Origin of the sequence: Hyphomicrobium sp. (assembly GCF_035687085.1) — a bacterium.
In the GTDB taxonomy this organism is placed as follows: Bacteria; Pseudomonadota; Alphaproteobacteria; order Rhizobiales; family Hyphomicrobiaceae; genus Hyphomicrobium_B.
On the sequence record NZ_DASRYS010000003.1, the window covers coordinates 54,007 to 76,267 of the forward strand.

The following is a 22,261-nucleotide window of genomic DNA, read 5'->3' on the forward strand; positions in this document are numbered from 1 at the left end:
TCTCACATGGGATGGGTTGGCGGCAATGAACTTGGAAGGTCCTGAGTTCGGGCGCGGGACGGGATCGATGCGCCTTTACGCCGATGCGCGCACCGAGGATGCGTCGCATAAGACCCCTCGCGACTGGAAGCGCCTCATCCTCGTCATCGGCCTCGGTATCCTTTCGTGGGTCGCGACCTACGTCGGCATGCTCGAGCTGATCGAAGCCAACATGGGCGACCTGCCGCTCGTCCATCGCATCATCGTCGGCTTCTCGGTCGCGATGCTGATGACGATGATCGTCTGGCTGCTTGACCAGCTCTTCCGCCCGCAACCCTTCACGACAAAACTCTTCTACGCGGCGGGCTACGTGTTCCTGTCGCTGATCTCGATCGGCTTCGGCTTTGGCTTTTACTGGAAGGTTCTCGAAAGCCGCGGCGAAGCCTCTCGCTCGGCCGAGAGTGCCGTCTCTCAGGTGCAGAACTCCCTGCACGGCGCCGAAACGCGCCTGGAGCAATTGCAGGCAACGCTGATGCAGTTGACGCAAGTCTCGAACGACAAGGCCGAACTCGAACGCGCGAAGGGAACGTCCTGCCCGAATTCGAAACCGGGCGACGGTCCGCGCCGCAAGATGCGCGAGGACGATGCGCAGCGCTTCGCCTTCGCCTCCGAATTCGTCAAAGGCCGCATCGGCGCCGTCAAAGGCGACATGCAGGCGCTGAACGGCGACCTACAAAAAATCGTCTCCGCCGACGCCTCGACCTTCGATCCCAAGACCGGCACGCGCAATGAGTTCATGCGCGCGCTCGGCCGCAAGCTCGATTTGACCGTCACCGGCTTCAACGCCTTCCGCACCGACCCGCAGCTTCGCCAGATCCGCACCGACCTCGCCGACCGCGCCGAGCGGACCACATTCGGCGAAGGCCGCAACGGCGGCGCAATCTCCTGCCCCGATCCTCAGTTGCAGATGGCGCTGCGCGGCGTCGCCAAAGCGATCGATCAGCTGCCCGAGTTGCAGAAACCCGAGATCGCCGCCGTCGAAGGCTCGGAAGCAACCATTGAAGCCTTCCGCCGCCTGACCACGACATTCTACGGATTGCTGGCGTTCAAGATGCCGCCATCGGCGGACGAGCTGCGCGAGTTGCAGAAGAAGGCCGTCCAGTCGATTGAAAATCCGGACGCCGGCACGCGCGCAGCGGCGGATCAAACGGCCGGCCTTTCAAAGCGCGACTATGTTCCCCTCGCCGTCGCGCTCTTCGTCGATATCTGCCTCTTTCTCGTCTCGATGGGTCAACGCTCCGGCAGCCGGCTCGACGGCCTTGTGCCAAAAATGCAGGCCGCCGAGCGCGGCCCGGTGATCGAGATCCTGTCACGCTTCAACGACATCCATCGCGACAAGCAGATCCGCGAAAACTTCGAGCTGTTCCGGCACGTCGTGTTCGACATGAACGGCGACTACTACGTCGCCGTGCCGCTCGACGCGCCGCCGCGCATGAACCCGGCCGAACGCGAGAGCTTGCGCGTAGAGGCCCAGCTTCTCGCCAATCTCTTCGCGAGCTTCGAGAAAGAGAAAATATTCAAGCGCACGATGCTGCCCATTACGAGCAGCATCCAGAAGCGCCTGAAACGCCAGGGCTCGAAGTTCGCAAATTCGGAATCCTTCCGCGTCTACAAGTTTGCGAACGGCGCCTGGTCCGACATCATCCTCGGCGCCGTGATGGGCGCCGCACGCCGCGCGGAAAGAAGCGAGACGCCGGGCAGAGCCGCGATTGCACGCGAAGCAGCGCCAGTCATGCAAAACGCCGAAACAGTCGCGCGCGAACCGGCGCCGCCCTCACCGGCCGATGACCGCGATGAGCCGCCACCCGCCCCGGCATTAGACCAGCCGCTCCGAACGCCGTCCCCGATCCTCGCGATCGATCCCGACCCCGAGCACTCAGCCCGCTTCGGCCCCTATGCGAAAGTCTATCGGCCCGGCACGAACGCGCCGCCGCAGGCCCCGCGCGTGCGCCGGGCGCCGCCGAAGCCCGATCCGGAAGCGGACGTGACAGTGAAAGCAGCGAACAGCAACACCCTGGATCCCGCGAAGATCGTGCCGCCGCCACTTCCCGATTTCCGCTCGGGCGAAGTCGTTGCGATGCCGCGCCATCAGCCATCGCGCAGCGATGCCCCATCAACCGAACAGCGCGCCAGCGTGACCCTGCAACGGGAAACCGCGACGTTTTCGGTGCCCGTGAGCGAAGCCGTCATGCCGCCCTCGCTGGAGGCCGCGATGCACCGCTTTGACGGGCGCTGGCAAACGCTCGAAACCGACCGCGACGGCATCATCGAGGTGGGTGAACAGGTCGCAGGCGCGGGCCCAGAAATGCAGCTTTCTGAAGACGATAGGGCACTTATCCGGCGCATAGCGCCACCGGCGGCCGAATGAAAAACAGTTGGACAGAAAAACGGATAACGCCGTTCGCCTTAAATCGAACCGACGAGCAACGCTTGTTTAACGTTCTTCTTGGCTAAATGGGGTCGCCGGATGCCCAGCGGGGGGCAATTCGAAAGTTCCGAATTTGTCGGCTCAAGATAGGAAATTTTTACATGCGCATCGCTTCGCCTTCGCGTCTCATGATGGTGGCTCGAACGGACAAGGAAGCACGCCTCAGAGACTTCATCGCCGAGGGCCTTGCCCCGCGCGCCGAAGGCCGTGCTGATCCCAAGTGCTTGACCGTTTTCGTTCGCAATCCTGACAGCCCTGTCGCGCGTGCGCTCTGCGCCGCCTGGTCGGACGGGCGTCTGGACGACACGCGCATTCGCGTTCTGATCTGCGATACGAACTCCGACGAGCCGGCAGCTGCCGCGTTGTTCGACATTCCCCACGCCGAGTTCAGCGTTCTCGCCGACCCGGGCTTCGGCTCCGCGCACGAGCAGCTCGTCGCCGGCGGCACGTTCGTGTGGATCGGCGATTGCCTTCGCCGCGATCCGACGAAGCGCGATGCCTTCGAACTCTACCACGCAAACGACGCCGGAGCCGCGCTCTTCGCGGCAGCGTCATTCGAAAAGCTTTGGGTGCGCGGCCGCCCGTTGAAACCCATGAACGTGGCGCCGGAAATCATCGCGGCCCAGTCGGCCGAGCAGGACGCCCTGCCGGTGAACCCGCGCCATTAAGGCCGGTATCTTCAAGACATCTGACATTTTGTCATCCTCGGCGGCTCGCTGAGGATGACACTGCTGCATCCGTTGCCATGCTTCCGGTAGTGAACGGCCGCTACCGCCGCGGGATAATGTTCACTGCGAACCTATCCGCTTGTCCACATGTTCGAGAAAACACCCGCTGGCGAATGCGAGAATTTCCGGTCTAGCGTCGCGGCGAAACGGTAAAGCACGACTCATTTGGGGCGCGCGACACAATGAACGTAGTCCCGCGAAAGAATGATCTGAGGCTGCCCCAGCCGCCGCGCACGGGATCTGCGGCCGAGCAATTCAGAAATCCCAATTTGAAGTTGATCATCGATCTCGGCCTCATTCGGCGCAACGTTGAGCATATCGCTGAAAGCTGCGGCGTTCCCCTGCTCCCCGTCGTCAAGGCCGACGCGTACGGACTCGGCATCGAGGCAGTCGCCGAGACGATTGCGGATCTCGCGGAAGCCTTCTGCGTCTTTCAAGCTCGCGAGGCAATCGCCGCGGACCTCACCGCTCGCACGGGCAAACGCGCGCTGGTGCTGGGACCGCCGGAATTTTCCGAAGCCGAAGATTACATCGCCCACCGTCTGACACCGACCGTGTGCAATCCCTCGCAAGCCCGCGAGCTTCGCAAAGCCCGCCCCGCGCTCTGCGTCGACACAGGCATGCAGCGCTTTGCATGCCCGCCGGAGGATTGCCGCGAAGCGCTGATCGCTGGAGACTGCCGCGAGGCATTCACCCACGCAACGGAACTCGCGCATGCCGAGAAGCTCTACGAGCTGACCGCGCATCGCGATGTGAAGCGGCATGCGGCGGCGAGCAGCCTGCTCGATCATCGGCAAGCAACGCTCAATGCCGTCCGCCCCGGCTTGGCGATGTATCGCAATGCCGTCACGATTTCCTCGCCCATCGTCGAGCTTCATCACTCGCGTGGGCCCGCCGGTTACTCCGGTTTTACGAGCGCGCGTCACGGCGTGATTCTTGCGGGCTATGCGCACGGGCTGCGCAAAGGACCGTGCCTCATCAAGGGCCGAAAATCCAAAATCCTCGAAGTCGGCATGCAGTCAGCGTTCGTTGAGGCAGAGCCCGGCGACAAAGTCGGCGACGACGTCGTTCTTCTCGGCGGATCTCTCGAAACGGCCGAAATCGCGGCATCCTGGAATTGCAGCCCGCATGAAGTGCTGAGGTCTCTGACCTCGGCTGCCACGCGCCACTACCGCTACTCCTGATCGCATCGAGCGGAACGATAATGACGAGACTGCAAGTGCATGTTTCAAGCGACGGCCTCCGTCGCGAAATTCGCAGCAACGGCAAGCTACCCGAAGTGTTTTTCGAAATCACGCCGCGCAACGGCGCACCCGCCCCCGAATTCGACACCGCCGACTTCGCGCTCATCGCCATGCTGCCGCTCGCGATGCGCGACATGACGGACCTGCATGCCGAATTCGAAGTGGATGCGCTGCTTCTCGACGGGCTCGATCACTTCCAGGAGATCTGGCACTCCTGGCGGCCCGACATTTTCAAGAAGCGGATCAAGATCACGAGTGAAGGCGAGTATTTCCGCCCGCCCGTTGACGCGCGGCCACCCAACGCGGTGGCGGCATTTTCCGCTGGCGTCGATAGCACCTTCACGTTGAGCCGCCACGTCAAGCGCGATGCGGGCCGCGCGATCCGCAATGTCAAAACCGCCGTGATGGTCCACGGGTTCGACATGCCGATCGACGCTGACGAGGGTTTCGAAACGCTGGCGCACCACGGCTCAGCCATTTGCGCCGATCTCGGCGTTGACCTCGTAACCGTGAAGACCAACTGGCGCAAGATCGTCCGCAACTGGGAGGAAACCTTCGGCGTTGGATTGGTGTCGGTCCTCCACCAATTCTCGAAAGCCCACGACGTGGCGCTGATCGCGACCGAAGAGAGCTACCAGAACTGCTTTCCGGTATGGGGCAATAGCTTCTGGACGGATCGTTTCTTCACCTCCTCCGCCCTGAAGATCGAATCCGACGGCGGCGCCTATGACCGCATCGATCGCGCGCGCTACGTCGGCCAGCATCGTTCGCTCGTTCCCCACCTGCGGGTCTGCTGGGCCGGACCGCGCACGGGTGACAACTGCGGCGTTTGCCCGAAGTGCATTTTGACAAAGCTGAATTTTGCCGCCGCCGGTATTGCCGAGCCATGGCCCTTCCCGCAGGGCCTGACGCCGGAACTCGTCAGCCGAATGCCACTGCAAACACACTGGCAGAAAGTGTTCCTGGAACTGATCCTCGCGGACATGGAAAGCAATCGCGTGGCGGATCCCGCAATCATCCGCGCTGTCGCCGACCGGCTGGCAAGCGCCGGCTCCACCGAATCTCGCAAGCGGCCCTCCAAACTCAAGCCCCTTCGCGGCACGCTGAGCAAGCTCTTGCGCGCCAGCCGCTGACGCGCCGCTCCCTCCAGCCCGCCGTCATCCCGGCAGGCCTCTGAACAGGCTTTCGCCCCAATTCCCAAAACTTATCCCCGCCTTTTGGCGCCGTGTTAATCTCTGCACGTGCAAGCGGAGAAAAAGACCGCAAGAACGCGCAACGAGCGGCAATTGGGAATTTGCCGCCGCGCTTCGGCCGTTGGCCCCTGATGGGCTTTCGAACCGGACGCCGAATAGCGATAGTCCGCCGCGAGCTTCAGCGCGGGCAAGAATTCGTGCCGCGCGAGTTCCGATCGTCAGGCACTCAAAAAGGATGCCACCCCCATGCACTTTCTCGCGCGCCTTGCAGTGTTTTTGATCTCCGCGCTGGCAATCGTCTCGGACGCCGCCGCGGCCGACAAGCCGTTCCTGCATTCGGGCATCGCCGCCGATGCGAAACGCTATGAGACCTACCTCAAGGCCAACTGGAAACCGGATGGTAAGCCGCCCGCCGCGCTGAAATCGGAAGCCGAAAAGGTCTTCGCGACCGACCCGCGCGCAGCATCCAGAGCGCTCGCCAATGCGGTGGCCGCCGACGACAAAGACTCCGCCGCCTGGACGCGCCTCGCCGAAGCCCTGCTCGCGATCAAGGCCGATCCCAACAGCAACGGCGAACGCTACGACCTGCCGATCTACGCATCGGGCGCCGCCTACCGCGGTTATGAGCGCGCGAACGATGTCGCGCAGAAGGCGCACGCGCTGTTCGTTCTCGGCCGCACGCTCGAAGCGCGCTCCTACTGGCGCCCGGCAATCGACGCGCTGAGCATGAGCCTCGCGCTCGCTGACGATCAGACGACGCGTGAAGCCTACGACCGCCTGCGTGGCGAGTACGGCTTCCGCATGACGGACTACAAGACCGACAACGACGCGACCCCGCCGCGCCTCTGCCTGCAATTTTCGGAGGATCTCTCGCGCACGCAAACCGACGTCGCGAAGTTCATCTCCGTCGGCGGCAAGGACCCGCAGAACCTCGTACAGGATGGCAAGCAGCTCTGCCTCGAGGGCCTGAAGCACGGCGAGCGCTACGAAGTGCAGATCCGCGCCGGCTTGCCCTCCGATATCGGCGAAACGCTGCTGAAGACTGCAAACATCGCCGTCTATGTGCCGGACCGTTCGCCCGCCGTGCATTTCGGCGGTAAGGCCTACGTGCTGCCCTCGCGTGGACAACAGGGCATTCCTGTCATCACCACGAACACGAACAAGATCGACGTCGAGGTCTATCGCATCGGCGACCGAAGCCTGGCTTCGACGCTGCAAGCTGGCGACATGGCTCGCCAGCTGTCGAGCTACGACGTCGAAAATATCCGCGATCGCTCCGGCATCAAGGTCTACGAAGGCCAGATGGAGATTGCCTCGAAGCTGAACGAAGAGGTCTCGACTGCCGTTCCGGTGACGGACGCGACGGGCAAGCTCGAGCCCGGCGTCTATGTGATGGTCGCGAAACCTTCCGAGAAGCAGAAGGAAGAAAGCTACGAGCGCGCGACGCAGTGGTTCATCGTTTCCGATCTCGGCCTCACCGCGTTCACCGGCAACGACGGCATTCATGCCCTCGTTCGTTCGCTGACAGAAGCAACAGCCATCGCCGGAACGGCCGTCAAACTGATCGCGCGCAACAACGAAGTGCTCGCAACGGCAACGACGGATGACCGCGGCTACGCCAAGTTCGACGCGGCAATCGCGAAAGGCGAAGGTGGCACCGCCCCTGCTGTTCTCGTCGCGCAGAAGGGCGAAGGCGAATACGCGTTTCTCGACCTGACGCTGAACGCGTTCGATCTCTCCGACCGTGGCGTGCAGGGCCGCGATCCCTCGGGTCCTGTCGATGCTTACGTCTACACCGAGCGGGGCGTCTATCGCGGCGGTGAGGACGTGAACGTCACCGCCCTCGTCCGCGATCAGTTCGGCAAGGCATCCGCAGTGCCGATGACGCTGATGATCTTCCGACCCGACGGCGTCGAGCAGACGCGCCTTGTCATGAACGATCAGGGCCTCGGCGGCCGTGCGCTCGCCGTGCCGCTCGCGAAAACCGCGATGACCGGGACGTGGCGTCTGCGCCTCTACACGGACCCGAAGGCCGAAGCGATTGCCGAGAAAAGCTTCCTCGTCGAAGACTTCGTGCCCGAACGCCTCGACATGACGCTTTCCGCAGCCAACATTCAGGCGCTGACGGTCGAAGACAATCAGGCGATCAATGCCGAAGGCCGCTATCTCTATGGTCCCCCCGCAGCCGGTCTCGGCATCGAAGGCGAAGTCGTCGTCCGCGCCTCCAACAAACCCGTTGCGGGTTATGCCGGTTACGTCTTCGGCCAGGCGGACGAACTCGTGAACCCCGCGCGCCAGCCGCTGGATGCAAGTCTCGCGATGGACAACGACGGCAAGGCCGCGATCCCGATCGTTCTGCCGCAAATGCCGAAGACACCGAAGCCGCTCGAAGCCGCGATCACCGTCAAACTGCGCGAGGACGGCGGCCGCACCATCGAGCGCAACATCACGCTGCCGGTTGATCTGAAGCTCGAGCGCATCGGCATCAAGCCGCTGTTTGAGAACTTCACGGCCGCCGAAGATCAGAACGCCGGCTTCGAAGTCGTGCTTCTCGATGCCAACGGCAAACCGAAAGCAAACGACAATCTCACCTGGACGCTGACGCGCCTCGACACGAACTGGCAGTGGTATCGCCGCGACGGAACGTGGACCTACGAAGCCGTCACCGTAAAGCGCAAGGTCGGCAGCGGCACGCTCGCTGTCACGGCTGATGGCGCGGCAAAAATTTCGCAGCCGATTGGGTGGGGCCGTTATCGTCTCGACGTCGCCTCCAACGATGCCGATGGACCAGCCTCCAGCGTGCTCTTCAACGCCGGCTGGTACACGGCGGGCGACAACGTCGACAGCCCCGAGCAGTTGGACGTCGCGCTCGACAAGGACAGCTACAAATCGGGCGAAACCGCGAAATTGCGCATCGCCTCCAAGCTCGGCGGCAAGGCGCTTATCGCCGTGCTCGGCACAGGCCTGCACCAGATGAAGGAAGTGGACATCGCCAAGGGCGGCGGTGAAGTCGAAATTCCCGTCGATGCCGAATGGGGTCCGGGCACCTACGCCACGGCCATTCTCTACCGGCCGATGGATGAAGCGCAAAAGCGCATGCCGAGCCGCGCCATCGGCGTCCGCTGGCTGCCGATCGATCAGTCGAGCAAGCAGCTGAAAGTTGCCGTGACGTTGCCCGAGAAGGTGAAGTCCGGCAGCACGATCACCGTGCCGCTGAAGGTCGATGGCCTTGCACCGGGTGAAGACGCACGCGTCGTCGTCGCCGCTGTCGATCTCGGCATCCTCAACCTCACGCGCTACGAAACGCCGGCGCCGGAGAAGTATTTCTCCGAGCAGCAGAAGCTCGCATTCGAAATCCGCGACTTCTACGGCAAGCTGATCGACGGCATGCGCGCCGATCGCGGCAAGCTCCGCTCGGGCGGCGATGGCGGCGTGGCGCTGCAGGGCAACCCGACCGTGGAGACGATCGTCTCGCTCTTCTCCGGCCTCGTGCAGGTGAAGGAAGACGGCACGGCGAACGTCGAGTTCGAGCTGCCTGATTTCAACGGCACCGTGCGCGTGATGGCGGTCGCCTGGAGTAAGGACAAGGTCGGCCACGGCTCGGGCGATCTCATCGTGCGCGATAGCGTGGCCCTCACCGTCGCCGCGCCGCGCTTCATGACGCTCGGCGATGAAGTCAATCTTGGCTTCTCGATCCACAACATCGATGGCGCTGCCGCGCCCTACAAGCTCACGCTTTCCAAGAAGGATGGCGACGACACCAACGAGACGCTGACCGCGCTCGCGGACAAAACGGCGGACCTTAAGACCGGTGAGCGCACGTTGCAGCGCATTGCCTATAAACCCGCGGACATCGGCCCGCTGACATTGAAGGCCGTCATCACCGGCCCGAACGACATCAGCGTCAAGCGCGAGATGACGTTCGAGGTCCTGCCGCCCGCCGGCGACATCAAGCGCACGACGATCTCGTCGCTGAAGCCCGGCGGCAAGTTGCTGGTAACGCGTGACCTCGCGCAGGACATGATCGCATCGCGCACGCGCATCAACCTGTCAGTCGGGCCGGCGGCGCGCCTCGACGTGCCGACGCTTCTCGCCCAACTCGACCGCTATCCCTACGGCTGCGCCGAGCAGACGGTGTCGCGCGCGATGCCGCTCGTTGTCGCCAATGCGGTCGCAGCCCAAGTGGGCTTGGCTGAAGACAAGGCGCTGAAGGACCGCGTGCAAGGCGCAATCGCACGCGTCTTCGAGATGCAGGATTCGACCGGCGCCTTCGGCGTCTGGGGGCCGTCCACGGCGGACCTCTGGCTGACGGCGTACGTGACGGACTTCCTGACGCGCGCCAAGGAAGCGAAGTACGACGTGCCGCGCGAGGGCTTCAATCGCGCGCTCGATAAGCTGCAGAACTTCATCGCCTACGCGTCGGACTTCGAAAAGGGCGGCGAAGATCGCGCCTACGCGCTCTACGTGCTGGCCCGCAACGGCCGCGCGCCGATCGGCGATCTGCGCTACTACGCCGACGAACGCATCGCGCGCTTCTCGACGCCGCTTGCCAAAGCGCAGGTGGGCGCCGCGCTCGCGATGATGGGCGACAAGGAACGCGCCGAGCGCGCCTTCGCCGCCGCCCTCGCAGCAATGCCGGAGACGCCCGATAGCGGCTATCGCAGCGACTACGGCTCCACGCTTCGCGACGGCGCCGCACTCGTGACGCTCGCCGCCGAAACGCACGTCGCCCACGACATGCGACCGAAGCTCGCAAACGTCATCGCCAAAGCCTACGAGACCCGCAGCTATACCTCGACGCAGGAACAGGCGTGGATGCTGCTCGCGGCGAAAGCGCTGAACGACGAAGTGAAGGCAACGGCACTCGCCATCGACGGCAAGCCCGTCAACGGGCCGCTGCTCAAGGGATTGAAGCCCGCCGAGCTGAAGGACGGCGCGCTGACGATCACCAACGACGGCGAAGCTGCCGTGGATGCCGTGATCTCCGTCATCGGCGCCGCGCTGACGCCGGAGCTCGCCGCCGCGAAAGGCTTCAAGATCGAACGCCAGGCCTACACGCCGGACGGCAAGAAGGTCGATCTCGCAAGCCTCGCCGGCGGCAAGGCATCGGTGAAGCAGAACGATCGCTTCGTCATGACCGTGAAGGTCACGCCGGACGAGCCCGCAGGCCGCGTGCTCGTTGTCGATCGCCTGCCTGCAGGCTTCGAGATCGAGAACCCGCACCTGATCGACAGCGGCGCGATCGCGGGCCTGTCGTGGCTAAAATCAACGGCAGAGCCCGAGCACACCGAGTTCCGCGATGATCGCTTCGTGGCGGCCTTCAACTTCGCCAACTTGCGGACGTCGTCCGAGACGTCGAACGGCGAGGACGGAAGTTCCGTCGAGGGCCTCGATCAGAACTCGGTCGAGTTGCCGAACGATGGCTCGGTCACGCTGCCCGACGGCACGGCGCAGAAGGAGCCGCCGGCCGTGACCGCGACGCTCGCCTACATCGTGCGCGCGGTGAACCCCGGCACGTTCGTGCACCCCGCCGCAACGGTTGAAGACATGTATCGGCCCGAGCGTTACGCCCGCTCCGCCGCGGGTCAGCTCACCGTCTCGGCGAAGGAGTGAAAAAAGGTGGGGCTGGGTCACTACGTGAAACGCATCAAGATGCCGACGTTTCAATCCTCCCCCCGCAAGGGGGAGGGCCGGAGCGGGGGTGATGAGCAGGTTGTGCCCCCCGCATCAGCCACTCTCCTCCGGCGAATTTCCCCTGCCCTTGGCAGACGGATGAGCGTTCTGCTCTTCCCTCTCCCCATTCTTCATGGGGAGAGGGCTAGGGTGAGGGGCGGCGGCCAGCATCGATCGCTTCTGCCCCTCACCCCAACCCTCTCCCCTTATGAGGGGAGAGGGAGAACCAAAACGATCCGGCGACTCGCGATTGCTGCCGCGCTGACGCTGATGGTCGGCGTGGGCGGCGCGTACGGGCTCTATCTCAAAGCCTTCGCCGATGCGGGGCCGCTGCCGCTCGAACAGGCGAAAGCCGTGTCCGTCACCGTCATTGATCGCGACGATCGTCTGCTGCGCGCGTTCACGACGAGCGAAGGCAAATGGCGGCTGCCCGTCGAGCCGAAGGATGTCGATCCGCATTATCTGAAAATGCTCTTCGCCTTCGAAGACAAGCGCTTCTACAGCCACCACGGCGTCGATCCGAAAGCCGTCACGCGCGCCGTTCTCCAGATGCTGCGCCATGGCCGCCTTGTATCGGGCGGCTCGACGCTGACGATGCAGGTCGCACGCCTCCTCGACGGCAAGCACGAGCGCACGCCGGGCGGCAAGCTCCGCCAGATGGCGCGCGCCATCGAACTCGAGCGCACGCTGTCGAAAGCAGAGATCCTGAAACTCTATCTTCGCCTCGCGCCCTTCGGCGGTAACCTCGAAGGCGTGCGCGCGGCCTCGCTCGCCTACTTCGGCAAGGAACCGCGACACCTGTCGCTGGGTGAATCCGCACTGCTCGTCGCACTTCCGCAGTCGCCCGAAATGCGCCGCCTCGATCGCTACCCGGAAGCCGCACGCCGCGCCCGCAATCGCGTGCTGATGCGCGCCGCCGCAGCGCATGTCATCACGCCGGCCGAAGCCGAACGCGCCAAGGCCGAACGCATTCCGGCAGTCCGCTACGCCTTCCCGATGCTCGCGCCGCATCTCTCTGAGACGGAAGTCGCCGCGCACCCGGCGGAAAGCATCATCAAGCTGACGCTCGATCGCCACTTGCAGCAGAACCTGCAACGCCTCGCGCAGGAGCACGCGCGCACGATCGGCGACAACGTCTCGACCGCCATCATCGTCGCCGATCATCAGACGGGCGAGATCCTCGCTCAAGTCGGCTCCGCCGATTACATGGACCGGACGCGCCGCGGCGCCATCGATATGACGACGGCCGTACGCTCGCCCGGTTCGACGCTGAAACCTTTCATCTACGGCTTGGCGTTCGAAGCGGGCCTGGCTCATCCCGCAACGCTCATCGAAGACCGGCCCGTGCGCTTTGGAACGTATGCGCCTAAAAATTTCGACGAGGGCTATCACGGCACCGTTGCGATCCGCGAAGCCCTCGAACAGTCTCTCAACGTTCCGGCCGTGCGCGTTCTCGCCCGCGTCGGACCCGGCAAGCTCGCCGGACGTTTCCGCCGCGCCGGCGTGACCGCCCGCTTTCCCGACAAATCCGAGCCGACGCTCGCCATGGCGCTCGGCGGCACGGGCCTGACGCTGCACGAGCTGACCCAGCTCTATGCGAGCCTTGCGCGCGGCGGCGATAGCATCATGCTGACCCATCGCTGGGATGAGCGCGGCAAGATCTGGGCGGCGACGCGCGTGAAGCCGCTCGTCAATGCCCATCGTCTGATGTCGCCGCTCGCCGCTTGGTACGTGTCCGACATCCTGAAGGATGCCCCGCCCCCGCTCAACGCCCGCAGCGGCCGCTTCGCCTACAAGACCGGCACGACCTACGGCTATCGCGACGCCTGGGCCATCGGTTACGACGGCCGCTACGTGATCGCCGTGTGGGTCGGACGGCCGGACAACTCGTCCATTCCGGGCTTGATGGGCCGCAGCGCCGCCGCGCCCATTCTGTTCGACGCCTTCGAGCGCCTGCCCGGACCGCGCACGCCGCTGGCCGGTGCCCCGGCGAATGCCATCAAGACGACGAACGCGGCCCTGCCCGCGCCGCTCAAACGCTGGCGCGATCCGGGCGATGACCCCTCCGCCGGCAAATTCCTCGAGCCGCCGGTGTTGATCTCGTTCCCGCCCGATCAATCGGAAATCGCCGAAGCCGATCTCGACGGCGAACCCCTTGTGCTCAAGGCTGACGGTGGCGCCCTGCCGCTCACCTGGCTGGTGGACGGCCATCCGATCCAGTCGGCCGCCCACAGCCGGGAAGCGACTTGGCAGCCGCCAAGCTCCGGGTTTGCGAAGCTGACGGTGATCGATGCCAATGGCCGTACCGACCGGGCGTTTATCAGGCTAAGATAGAGCATGCCTGCGCCCTACGACCGCGAGGAGCCGCAATGGAACTCGCCAAAATGCGCCGCCGCTTCGCACGCGAGATGCTGGCCATCGGCGGTGTCACCGGCAACGAGCGGCTCGAAAACGCCTTCGCCCACGTCCCGCGCGAAAAATTTCTCGGCCCCGGCCGCTGGCACATCCTGACGCCGTGGTCGCATTTGAACGTCGATGAGCGAGATCCCGCGCTCGTCTATCAGGATGTCGTGATCGCGCTCGACGAAGATCGCGGCGTCAACAACGGCAGTCCCTCGCTGCATGCACGCTGGCTCGACGCCGTCGCGCCGCAACCCGGAGAGCGCGTGGCGCACATCGGCGCGGGAACGGGCTATTATTCCGCCATCCTTGCGGAACTCGTCGAAGCCGAAGGCCACGTGACGGCGGTCGATTACGATCCGGGCTGCGCCGGGAGAGCGAAGGAGAACCTCGCAAACCGCGCCAACGTCGACGTCGTGCAAGACAATGGCTGCTTTTGGCCGAAGGAAAAGAGCGACGTCGTCTACGTCAACTTCGGCATTCCGAGACCGGCGGTCCCCTGGATCGAAAACCTCAATCCCGGCGGCCGGCTGATCTTCCCCCTCGGCGTTCCAAGTTCGGCGAGTTCGCGGGGCGGAGCGATGAACGCCATCACCATCGCCGTGCGACGCCTCGATAGCGGCTTTGCAGCATGGTCCGGCTGCCCGGTGTCGTTCATCTTTGCGGAAGGACTGACGCCAGCGCCCGGAAACGATGAAATCAAAAACCTGTCGCACTGCCTCAGAAAGGGCGGATGGGAGCGCGTAAAAAGTCTCGTTTGGAAGCAACCGGCCGATAGGGCACACTGCTGGTACGTGGGACCCGATTGGGCCTTGAGCTACATTGCCGTTGCTGCCTAAGTCTTTTTACGCCGTCGCATAATTCGGAAATTTGAACGCATGAGACGCCGCCGCGCCCTCGTCAGAAAATGTGTGGTGATGCTCACGCTCGCCGCTGCATCCATCGCCGCGGGCGGCTGCAACGACGCGCACAAAACCGAAACGGCTTCCGCCAGAACGCTGCCCGCGCTCGGCGCGAAAGCCGACGAGACATCCGTGTCCGGCATCTCATCGGGCGCCTACATGGCCGGACAGTTCCAGATGGCGCACGCCAAACGCGTCGTCGGCGCGGGCATCATCGCGGGCGGGCCCTACGGCTGCTCGGAAAGCGTTTTCGCCAGCACAATTCCCGGCACGGGAACGGCAATCCTCAACCTGAGCAAGGCCGTGAACGGCTGCATGCTCGATCTTCTCGGCTCCTGGGGCGTTTCCGACCCGCAAGAGCTTACAGTGAAAGCCAAGGAGCGCGCGGCGAGAGGCGAAATCGATCCGATCGCGGACGTCGTGCGCGATCGCATCTATCTCTTCACCGGAACGGCAGACCGCACCGTCGCGCCCTCGATCGTGCAGCACGCAGCCACCTTCTATGAAGACCTTGGCGTGCCGCAATCCAACATCGAACTCGTCGCGAACGTGCCGGCCGGCCACGCCTTCGTGACGGACGATGCAGGCAATGCCTGCGGAGCCACAAAAGGACCTTACATCGTCGACTGCGATTACGATCAGGCCGGCGCGCTGCTGAAACAGATCTACGGCAATCTTGAACCGCGCAGCCAAACGCCCGGCGGCGATTTCGTCGAGTTCGATCAGCGTCCCTTCTTCACACAGGGCGACAGCGCAGGGCTTGCCGAAACCGGCGTCGTCTACGTGCCCAAATCCTGCAAGGAGCAGCCGGGCTGCCGCGTTCATATCGCCTTCCACGGCTGCGCGCAGAATCGCGAGGCCGTCGGCGATGCGTTTATCAAGGAATCGGGCTTCGCACGCTGGGCCGATACGAACCGCCTCGTCGTGCTTTTTCCACAAACCGCGGCATCCTCGATAAATCCGCAGGGCTGTTGGGATTGGTGGGGTTATACAGGTCCGCAGTATCTGACGCGCGACGCGCCGCAGATTGCCGCAGTGAACCGTATGCTCGACGCCTTGCAAGCGCCCGAAGGAGGCGCATAAACCTCCCAGGGATACGCATAAGCCGCCTATTCAGCGCGGCCCATGGGGGGACTGACCGGAATGCTCGCACGCGAACGCCTTGTTGCGCCCCTCATCACGCTCTCAGCGTCAGTGCCGTGGCCGTCATCGCCGGGCACCAAGTCAAGCATCAAGCGGCCGCTTGAGATCGCCGCCGCGATAGCCACGATGGGCTGCCTCGTCATGGCCGCCGCGATGCCCAGCGATTCAAGTGACACCTCACGGGCCGCTGCCCGGGGCGTGCCCCAATCGACCGCCCTTCGCCCCGGCCGCGAAACCGATTTCGGCGCCTACCTCGGCGCGCCCTATCACCACCCGAGCGACTTCCACATGGTGAATAAGGGCGGCACCGATCTCACCATCAAAGACGTCGACTGGTACACGAAGCCGTTCGAAAACCCGCTCTACTACGGCGTCCGCATCCAGCGCTGGCTGACCGGCGGCCGCTTCGGCTCGATGCTCGACTTCACGCACTCGAAGGTCTACGCGCCCCTCGACAAGGAGCTGCACTTCGAAGGCACGATTGACGGCAAGCCGGTGCCCGCGACGGCGAAGCCACGCGATTATTTCAACAAGCTCGAGTGGACGCACGGCCATAACATGCTGACGCTCAATGGCATGATCCGTCTGCCCTCAATCGGCATTCTCTCGCCGTACGTTGGCGCAGGTGCGGGCCTGTCGTTCCCGCATTCCGAAATTTATCCGAAGAACGCCCCCTCGCGGACGTACGAATATCAGTACACGGGTCCGGCCGGACAGGCCCTCTTCGGCCTCGAATTCCGCCTGCCGACGGGCTCCGTGTTCGTCGAATACAAGTACACCACGTCGGATTACTGGGGTCCGCTCACGGGCCGCGACGGCACGTGGTACCCGATCGACATGTGGCGGCAGTTCTCGCGCTGGTGGAGCGGCGAAGAACCCCCGCACGGCTGGGCCGGCGCAAAGCTTGACAGCCATCAGGTGATCGGCGGCTTCCTCACGCGCTTCGTGCCGAAGACAGCTGCAGCGAACTAAGCCAACGCTCCAATCGCCACTGGTGATGGGCTTCGCCACCCGTGCAGCCCTCACCACAGAGCACGCTGATGCTTGCCGTGGATCCCGGCCTCCGCCGGGATGACGTTGGGCGGGATAGAGAGCAGGCCTTAAACCAAAACTCGATGTCATCCTCGGGCTTGTCCCAAGGATCCATCAAGCAGCAGGCGCATGTTGAACGATGGATCCTCGGCATAAAGCCGAGGATGACAGTGCGGAGGATGACCCACTCCTGTCATCCCGGGCGAGCCCTCTTGCGAGACCCGGGACCCAGCTTTTCGAAATAACCCCGTGTCAAGATGGGTCCCGGCTTGCGCTGCGCTCCGGCCGGGATGACCAGTGGAGTGGTGGCCTGGTTAGGGCAGCACGTGCCGCTGTATCAGGCAATCGGGCGATCGGCTCTGTAACGGCCAAACGACCGCTGCCCGTCCTTTGTGAAGAGCACCACATCGAAGGCTTCCGGCTCGCCACCCATGCCCGGTGAGCCAGCGGGCATTCCGGGAACGGCAAGACCGATCGCGTGGGGCCGCTCGGCAAGCAGCCGCTCGATGGCATGGAACGGCACGTGGCCCTCGATGACGTATCCCGAAACCTCTGCCGTGTGGCAGGACGAGAGCGCGGCCGGCACGCCCAAGCGCGTTTTCACGGCTTTCATTTCCGATGTCGCGGTTACGTCCGCCGACAACCCATGACTGCGCAAATGGTCAACCCAGCCGGTGCAGCAGCTGCAGTTGGGATCCTTGAAGACCTTGATGCTCAGCGGCGCCGCCTGAGCCCAGACGCTGCTCGTCAGCGGCGACAGAGCTAGCGCAAGGCCACCAAGAACGGCCCGTCGATCGCAATGATTGGCGTGCTGCATTCCAGGCTCCTCCGAAACTGAGGAATCATGATGGACACTAAAAGCGCTTCAAGAGACGATCGATGTAGTCGAGTTCGTCTTGCGGACGGCGGCTTTCGCCGGAACGCTTGCGCAGCTCTTCCAGGATCTCGCGCGCACGCTGCGCGTCGATCGCATCGGGCACCTTCACGGACGTACCGAGATCGGGGCCTTGCGCGCGCTGCGGCCGTCCCATCGGATCGCGCGGAGAATTGCCGCCACGGCCCAGACGCTGCTGCGCGTTCTTCTGCATCTGCTCGGCCATCTGCTGAGCGCTCTGACGCATTTGTTCGAGAGCTTGGCCCTGCTGATTGGCGGCCTCGTCGAGATCGCCCTGCTTGAGAGCCTCCTCGGCGCCTTCCATTGATTCCTGCGCGCCGCCCAACTTGTCGGGATCGCCCGCGCCCATCTCCTCGAGATCCTTTTTCAGCTTGTCGAGTTGCTCGCGCAGCTGCGCCTGACGATCCTGCAGACTGCCCTTGCCGCGCTTTTGCTGTCCGCCGGACTTGCCTTGCGAACCCTGCTGGCCCTCGCCCTGGTCAGAGCCGCCTTCCTGGTCGGCGTGCATGTCACCCTGACTGCCTTGCTGACCTTGGCCCTTCTGACCCTTCTGCCCCTTGCCGGGCTTTGACGAACCCTGAGCGTCCTGGTCTTCCTGCGAGCCGCCCTGACCTTCACGGCGGCGCTGCTCGCCGAACGTCTCGTCCATCAGTTGCTGCTGCTTACCGGTAAGATCGCTCAGCTCGTTGAGCTTCTTCATCATCTCCTGCGCGCGCTTTTGCTGCGCGCGGGCTTCCGGCGAATTGCTGGCCTGCAGCCGATCCATCAGCTCGCGCATTTCCGACAGCATACGCTCGGCTTCATCGCGCGAACCCTCGCGCGCGCTCTTCTCCAGATCCTTCATCATCTGGTCGAGGTCTTGCTGGCCAAGCTCGGAAGGCTGATCCTCCTGTTGCTGATCGCCGGAGGGATTTTCCTTCTCGGCGTTCTTCTGCATCTCGCTGAGATAGTCGTTGAGCCGCTTCTTCAGCTCCGCCATCGCGTCTTGAATTTCTTTGTCGTCGCCCTTCTCGATGGCATCCGACAGACGGTCCTGCGCGTCCTTCATCGCACGCTCCGCCTGCGACAGCGCCCCATCCTCGATCTTCAGCGCGATCTGCCAAAGCTCGTTGATGGACTCGTTCATGACCTCGCGCGAGCGCAGCCGGTCGAGGCGGTGATAGACCGAGCGCAGGCCGAGATAGACGCTGTTGTCCTCAATGAAGCCTTCAGGCTCCATGGTCAGCGCTTCGAGCGCGCGCACGACCTTCGGCCGGTTGCGGGAATCTTCGGCGAGCTTGCGGCGCTGCTCGACCACGGCGCGCGCTAAAGGATTTTTGAAACGCCGCGACGGCAGCACGATTTCGATTGGTTGGCTGCGCCCGACTTGCCCGCCGACGTCCGTTGCTTCGAGCCAGAGCTGCACGCGCTGCCCCGCCCAGGGATGCTCGCCGATGTCGAGCAGCGCTGAAGTATCGACCGTTTTGGCGCCGGGACGCGGGATCTTGAGACTCAAGACCGGCGGCCGTTCGAGCGGCAGACGCGGCCCGGTGAGCGGCGGCGGCTGCGCCCAAGCCTTCGCACCTTCGACGGGCTTCGGCGGCGCCTTGCGCACCTTCACTTCGGCGCTCTGCAGGCCGTAGTCGTCCTCGCCCTTATAGAAAACGCGCATCGAACCGCGCGGCGTGCCGGTGATGTCTTTCGACAGCGCAATCTTCGGCAACGCATCGGGAATGACGTCGAAGGTCCAGGCGCCGAGTTCGCGCGTGCCCGAAATGGCGCGGATGCGCGCCGACTTGCGGATCTCGTAGCGCGTCTCCGATATGCTGGAAGCCGTCTGGTTCTTGGATTTCTCGGGCGGCACGATGACGGGCGCGGTGGCCCCGTCGCTCAGGACTTCGAGCGAAAGCCCGTCCGCGCCGAAGCCGCTGCCGCGCAGCGTCAGCAGGCTGCGATCAGGCACCTCAAAGAACGTGTTCCGCTCCTTGCTATCATCGCCCGCCTGCTGCGAGCCGTCGGCCAGCAGCACGGGCGGCAGAGCCGTGTAGGGCGGCGGGGTAACCCAGGCATCGACGCGCGCCGGGGGACCGGACTCGCCGCCGCCGAAGCGGAACGCAGCCGCCAGCCGGTCGCCGAGGCTTCCCGTCGCCAGTAGCGCAATCGGAATGAAAAGGACGAGCAGAAGGCCTCGCACGGCCCAGGGATCGAGACGATCCGTGCGGGGCGCCGGACGGCCGACGCGAAGCCGCGCGATGGCCCGCGCCAGGCGTTCCCGATGCGCCTGCCAAATGGCCGTGGTGGTTGCGTCAGAGGCCCCCGACGTCAGCGTGTCCTCATACGAGGTCGCGGGACGGTGCGGAACGTTGGAGCGGCGCTCGATGCGCCGGATGGCCTCATCGCGGGTGGGCCAGGGAATGCGCGCCGCGTAAACGATGGCAGCGATCGCGCCGAGGCCGAAGGCGGCGAGCAGGAGCTTATGGATCAGCGGGTCGAGGTACGGCCAGACGCCCAAAAACGACAGCATGGCGAAGACCAGCGCCACGCCAATGAGCAGCCACAGCCGCGGCCATAGGCGCTCGAAAAACAGCGCAAGCGTACTCAGGCGGACCTTGCGCGCGAACGACCGGGAAATCTCGGGACCAGGATCCCTGTTTTGAGGCTCTACCATGCGTCCTTAAGCTAACACGCGGCCCACACCCCGCACGTTAACAAAATGCAACGTGGTGAGGCCAAATGACGGCCTTTCGCAGCGTCCGCCGGCCACCCGGGGTGGCAACCGATTCGGCTCGACGCGGCACCCGGGCAAATGCCGTCCGCGGGCTCGGCTCACAGATCCATCAAAAACTGAAAGCCCTACCGTCGAAGCTCGGCATCAGCGCTGCCGATAACTTTACTTTGCCTAGCGATCTTGATTGCCGCAGCGCCGCTCCCATCTTACCATCCAGGCGGATGGTGCATGGATGTTATCTGGATGGTAAAATATGGCTAAGGATAACGTCCGGCAGCTCAAGCCTCGAGGCCCCGACTCGGAGAAGATCACCATCAACCTCGGGTATGTCGATCTTGGCCAGATCGATCTGCTTGTTGATGAGGGATTCTACTCGAACAGGACCGACTTCATCCGCACGGCGATCCGCAACCAGATCGAGCGGCACGCGGACGTCGTCCATAAGGCCGTGACACGGCACTCGCTCGATCTCGGGCTTCGGGTGCTCGATCGCCAAGAACTCGAAGCCGCACAGGCGGCTGGCGAGCAACTGGATCTCCGCGTGCTTGGCCTTCTGACCATTGCGCCCGACGTCTCTGCCGCGCTGGCGCGCGCCACGATCGCATCACTCACGGTGCTCGGCGCCCTTCACGCCAGCGCGGAAGTCAAGGCCGCTCTGGCGGATCGCATCCGATAGTCGAAATCGATTTCAACGCTCATGCGCCTGCGCGCTGCCAACAAAGGATCCTGCCGATATGAAGACTTTTGATCTTGGGAAGATGCGCGCGGCCACCCGCCTTACCCGAGAAGGCCGATTGTCAGAGGCGCTTGCGCTTCTGCAGGGTGCCACGCGGGGTGTCACAGGGCCAAGTACGCTCGCCCGGACGCATATCGATGGCGAGGTCGTGCCCGATCAAGAGCTGCCAACAAAGCTTTCACCGCTTGGTCCGGGGCTGCGCTTGCCCCTCGACGGCACGAAACTGCCGGCTGCAGGCCGGCCCGGACTGCACAGCACCGATATCGCGCCCGAAGAGGGCCAATACGTCGGCGGCTCGTTTTCGAGTTCGGAAGGAACGCGATCCTACAAGCTCTATATTCCAGCCATTCGCGACGGCGGTCCACGGCCATTGATCGTCATGCTGCACGGGTGCACCCAATCCGCCGACGACTTTGCGGCAGGAACGCGCATGAACTTCGCCGCCGAAGCGCAAGGGTGTTTCGTCGTCTACCCCGAACAGCCGCAAGCAGCCAACGTATCGAAATGCTGGAACTGGTTCAGGCCAGGCGATCAGGCGCGCGAAACGGGCGAACCCGCGTTGATTGCTGGCATCACGCGCCAAGTCGTCGAAGCGCACGACATTGATCGGACACGTATCTACGTCGCGGGGCTATCGGCAGGAGGGGCCGCCGCAGCAATCATGGGAGAGGCTTATCCGGACCTCTATGCGGCCGTTGGCGTGCACTCAGGGCTTGCTTGCGGTTCGGCCCACGATGTCGCTTCCGCCTTCACCGCGATGCGCGGAGGAGAAAGCAAAGTAAAACTCCGCGCCCGAGGTCCGGCAAAGCCCACGATTGTCTTTCACGGCGATCAGGATGCGACCGTCCACCCCTGCAACGGCGCAAAAGTCATCGCTCGCGTCGCGGACGGTGCGAAATTCACGACGCAGACGGTGCGTAGGAGTTCGCCTACAGGCCATAGCTTTTCCCATACCGTGCATCGGGATGCGTCCGGGCTTGGCATCCTCGAATTTTGGGAGCTTCACGGCGCGGGGCATTCTTGGTCGGGTGGCAGCCGGGCGGGTTCGTTCACGAGCGAACATGGACCAGATGCTTCGAAGGAGATGCTGCGCTTCTTCCTCCAACATCGTCTATCGCCCGCGTAACCGATGGTGCGTCGC

General features: G+C 63.9%; 13 protein-coding genes. 11 read left to right on the top strand and 2 right to left on the bottom strand.

What is annotated here, in order from left to right:
- Positions 1-25: 25 nt before the first annotated feature.
- From VFG26_RS03090 to VFG26_RS03130, 9 genes are all read left to right on the top strand, one after another.
- Complete coding sequence (locus tag VFG26_RS03090) at positions 26-2,407, top strand: hypothetical protein (protein ID WP_325022111.1); 2,382 nt, start codon at positions 26-28, stop codon at positions 2,405-2,407.
- Between the two features lie 161 nt (positions 2,408-2,568).
- On the top strand, positions 2,569-3,135 hold the full coding sequence (locus VFG26_RS03095; protein WP_325022113.1) for a hypothetical protein: 567 nt from the start codon (positions 2,569-2,571) through the stop codon (positions 3,133-3,135).
- Positions 3,136-3,377: 242 nt separating this feature from the next.
- Positions 3,378-4,379, top strand: coding sequence for an alanine racemase (locus VFG26_RS03100; protein ID WP_325022115.1), 1,002 nt, complete (start codon positions 3,378-3,380; stop codon positions 4,377-4,379).
- 20 nt (positions 4,380-4,399) lie between these two features.
- Positions 4,400-5,572, top strand: coding sequence for a hypothetical protein (locus VFG26_RS03105; RefSeq protein WP_325022117.1), 1,173 nt, complete (start codon positions 4,400-4,402; stop codon positions 5,570-5,572).
- Between the two features lie 306 nt (positions 5,573-5,878).
- The gene (locus VFG26_RS03110) at positions 5,879-11,245 is read left to right on the top strand and encodes an alpha-2-macroglobulin (RefSeq protein WP_325022119.1); all 5,367 of its coding nucleotides are present in this window, start codon (positions 5,879-5,881) and stop codon (positions 11,243-11,245) included.
- Positions 11,246-11,575: 330 nt separating this feature from the next.
- Positions 11,576-13,639 carry a penicillin-binding protein 1C gene (pbpC, locus tag VFG26_RS03115; protein WP_414653253.1) on the top strand — a complete coding sequence of 688 codons (2,064 nt, stop codon included), beginning with the start codon at positions 11,576-11,578 and terminating at the stop codon, positions 13,637-13,639.
- Positions 13,640-13,674: 35 nt separating this feature from the next.
- On the top strand, positions 13,675-14,544 hold the full coding sequence (locus VFG26_RS03120; RefSeq protein ID WP_325022123.1) for a protein-L-isoaspartate O-methyltransferase family protein: 870 nt from the start codon (positions 13,675-13,677) through the stop codon (positions 14,542-14,544).
- A gap of 39 nt (positions 14,545-14,583) precedes the next feature.
- Positions 14,584-15,690, top strand: a complete 1,107-nt coding sequence (locus VFG26_RS03125) for a poly(3-hydroxybutyrate) depolymerase (RefSeq protein ID WP_325022124.1) — start codon at positions 14,584-14,586, stop codon at positions 15,688-15,690.
- A 60-nt stretch (positions 15,691-15,750) separates the two neighbouring features.
- Positions 15,751-16,722: a hypothetical protein gene (locus VFG26_RS03130; protein ID WP_325022126.1), complete on the top strand. Its 972-nt coding sequence runs from the start codon at positions 15,751-15,753 to the stop codon at positions 16,720-16,722.
- A gap of 397 nt (positions 16,723-17,119) precedes the next feature.
- Here the strand turns inward: VFG26_RS03130 and VFG26_RS03135 are convergent, their stop codons facing one another.
- On the bottom strand, positions 17,120-17,599 hold the full coding sequence (locus tag VFG26_RS03135) for a DUF411 domain-containing protein (RefSeq protein WP_325022128.1): 480 nt from the start codon (positions 17,597-17,599) through the stop codon (positions 17,120-17,122).
- A gap of 37 nt (positions 17,600-17,636) precedes the next feature.
- Positions 17,637-20,324, bottom strand: coding sequence for a TIGR02302 family protein (locus tag VFG26_RS03140; RefSeq protein WP_325022130.1), 2,688 nt, complete (start codon positions 20,322-20,324; stop codon positions 17,637-17,639).
- Positions 20,325-20,637: 313 nt separating this feature from the next.
- Here VFG26_RS03140 and VFG26_RS03145 point away from each other — a divergent pair, with 313 nt between their 5' ends.
- Together VFG26_RS03145 and VFG26_RS03150 are read left to right on the top strand one after the other, a co-directional pair.
- Positions 20,638-21,060: a CopG family transcriptional regulator gene (locus VFG26_RS03145; protein ID WP_325022132.1), complete on the top strand. Its 423-nt coding sequence runs from the start codon at positions 20,638-20,640 to the stop codon at positions 21,058-21,060.
- A gap of 82 nt (positions 21,061-21,142) precedes the next feature.
- Positions 21,143-22,246 (top strand): alpha/beta hydrolase family esterase, encoded by a 1,104-nt coding sequence (locus VFG26_RS03150; protein ID WP_414653254.1) that lies wholly within the window; start codon positions 21,143-21,145, stop codon positions 22,244-22,246.
- Positions 22,247-22,261: the final 15 nt, after the last annotated feature.

Coding starts and splice junctions, on each gene's coding strand:
- VFG26_RS03130 (WP_325022126.1), top strand. CDS start 15,751: ATGCTCGCACGCGAACGCCTTGTTGCGCCCCTCATCACGCTCTCAGCG.
- VFG26_RS03110 (WP_325022119.1), top strand. CDS start 5,879: ATGCACTTTCTCGCGCGCCTTGCAGTGTTTTTGATCTCCGCGCTGGCA.
- VFG26_RS03105 (WP_325022117.1), top strand. CDS start 4,400: ATGACGAGACTGCAAGTGCATGTTTCAAGCGACGGCCTCCGTCGCGAA.
- VFG26_RS03095 (WP_325022113.1), top strand. CDS start 2,569: ATGCGCATCGCTTCGCCTTCGCGTCTCATGATGGTGGCTCGAACGGAC.
- VFG26_RS03140 (WP_325022130.1), bottom strand. CDS start 20,324: ATGGTAGAGCCTCAAAACAGGGATCCTGGTCCCGAGATTTCCCGGTCG.
- VFG26_RS03125 (WP_325022124.1), top strand. CDS start 14,584: ATGAGACGCCGCCGCGCCCTCGTCAGAAAATGTGTGGTGATGCTCACG.
- VFG26_RS03135 (WP_325022128.1), bottom strand. CDS start 17,599: ATGCAGCACGCCAATCATTGCGATCGACGGGCCGTTCTTGGTGGCCTT.
- VFG26_RS03150 (WP_414653254.1), top strand. CDS start 21,143: ATGCGCGCGGCCACCCGCCTTACCCGAGAAGGCCGATTGTCAGAGGCG.
- pbpC (WP_414653253.1), top strand. CDS start 11,576: ATGGTCGGCGTGGGCGGCGCGTACGGGCTCTATCTCAAAGCCTTCGCC.
- VFG26_RS03100 (WP_325022115.1), top strand. CDS start 3,378: ATGAACGTAGTCCCGCGAAAGAATGATCTGAGGCTGCCCCAGCCGCCG.
- VFG26_RS03120 (WP_325022123.1), top strand. CDS start 13,675: ATGGAACTCGCCAAAATGCGCCGCCGCTTCGCACGCGAGATGCTGGCC.
- VFG26_RS03090 (WP_325022111.1), top strand. CDS start 26: ATGAACTTGGAAGGTCCTGAGTTCGGGCGCGGGACGGGATCGATGCGC.
- VFG26_RS03145 (WP_325022132.1), top strand. CDS start 20,638: ATGGCTAAGGATAACGTCCGGCAGCTCAAGCCTCGAGGCCCCGACTCG.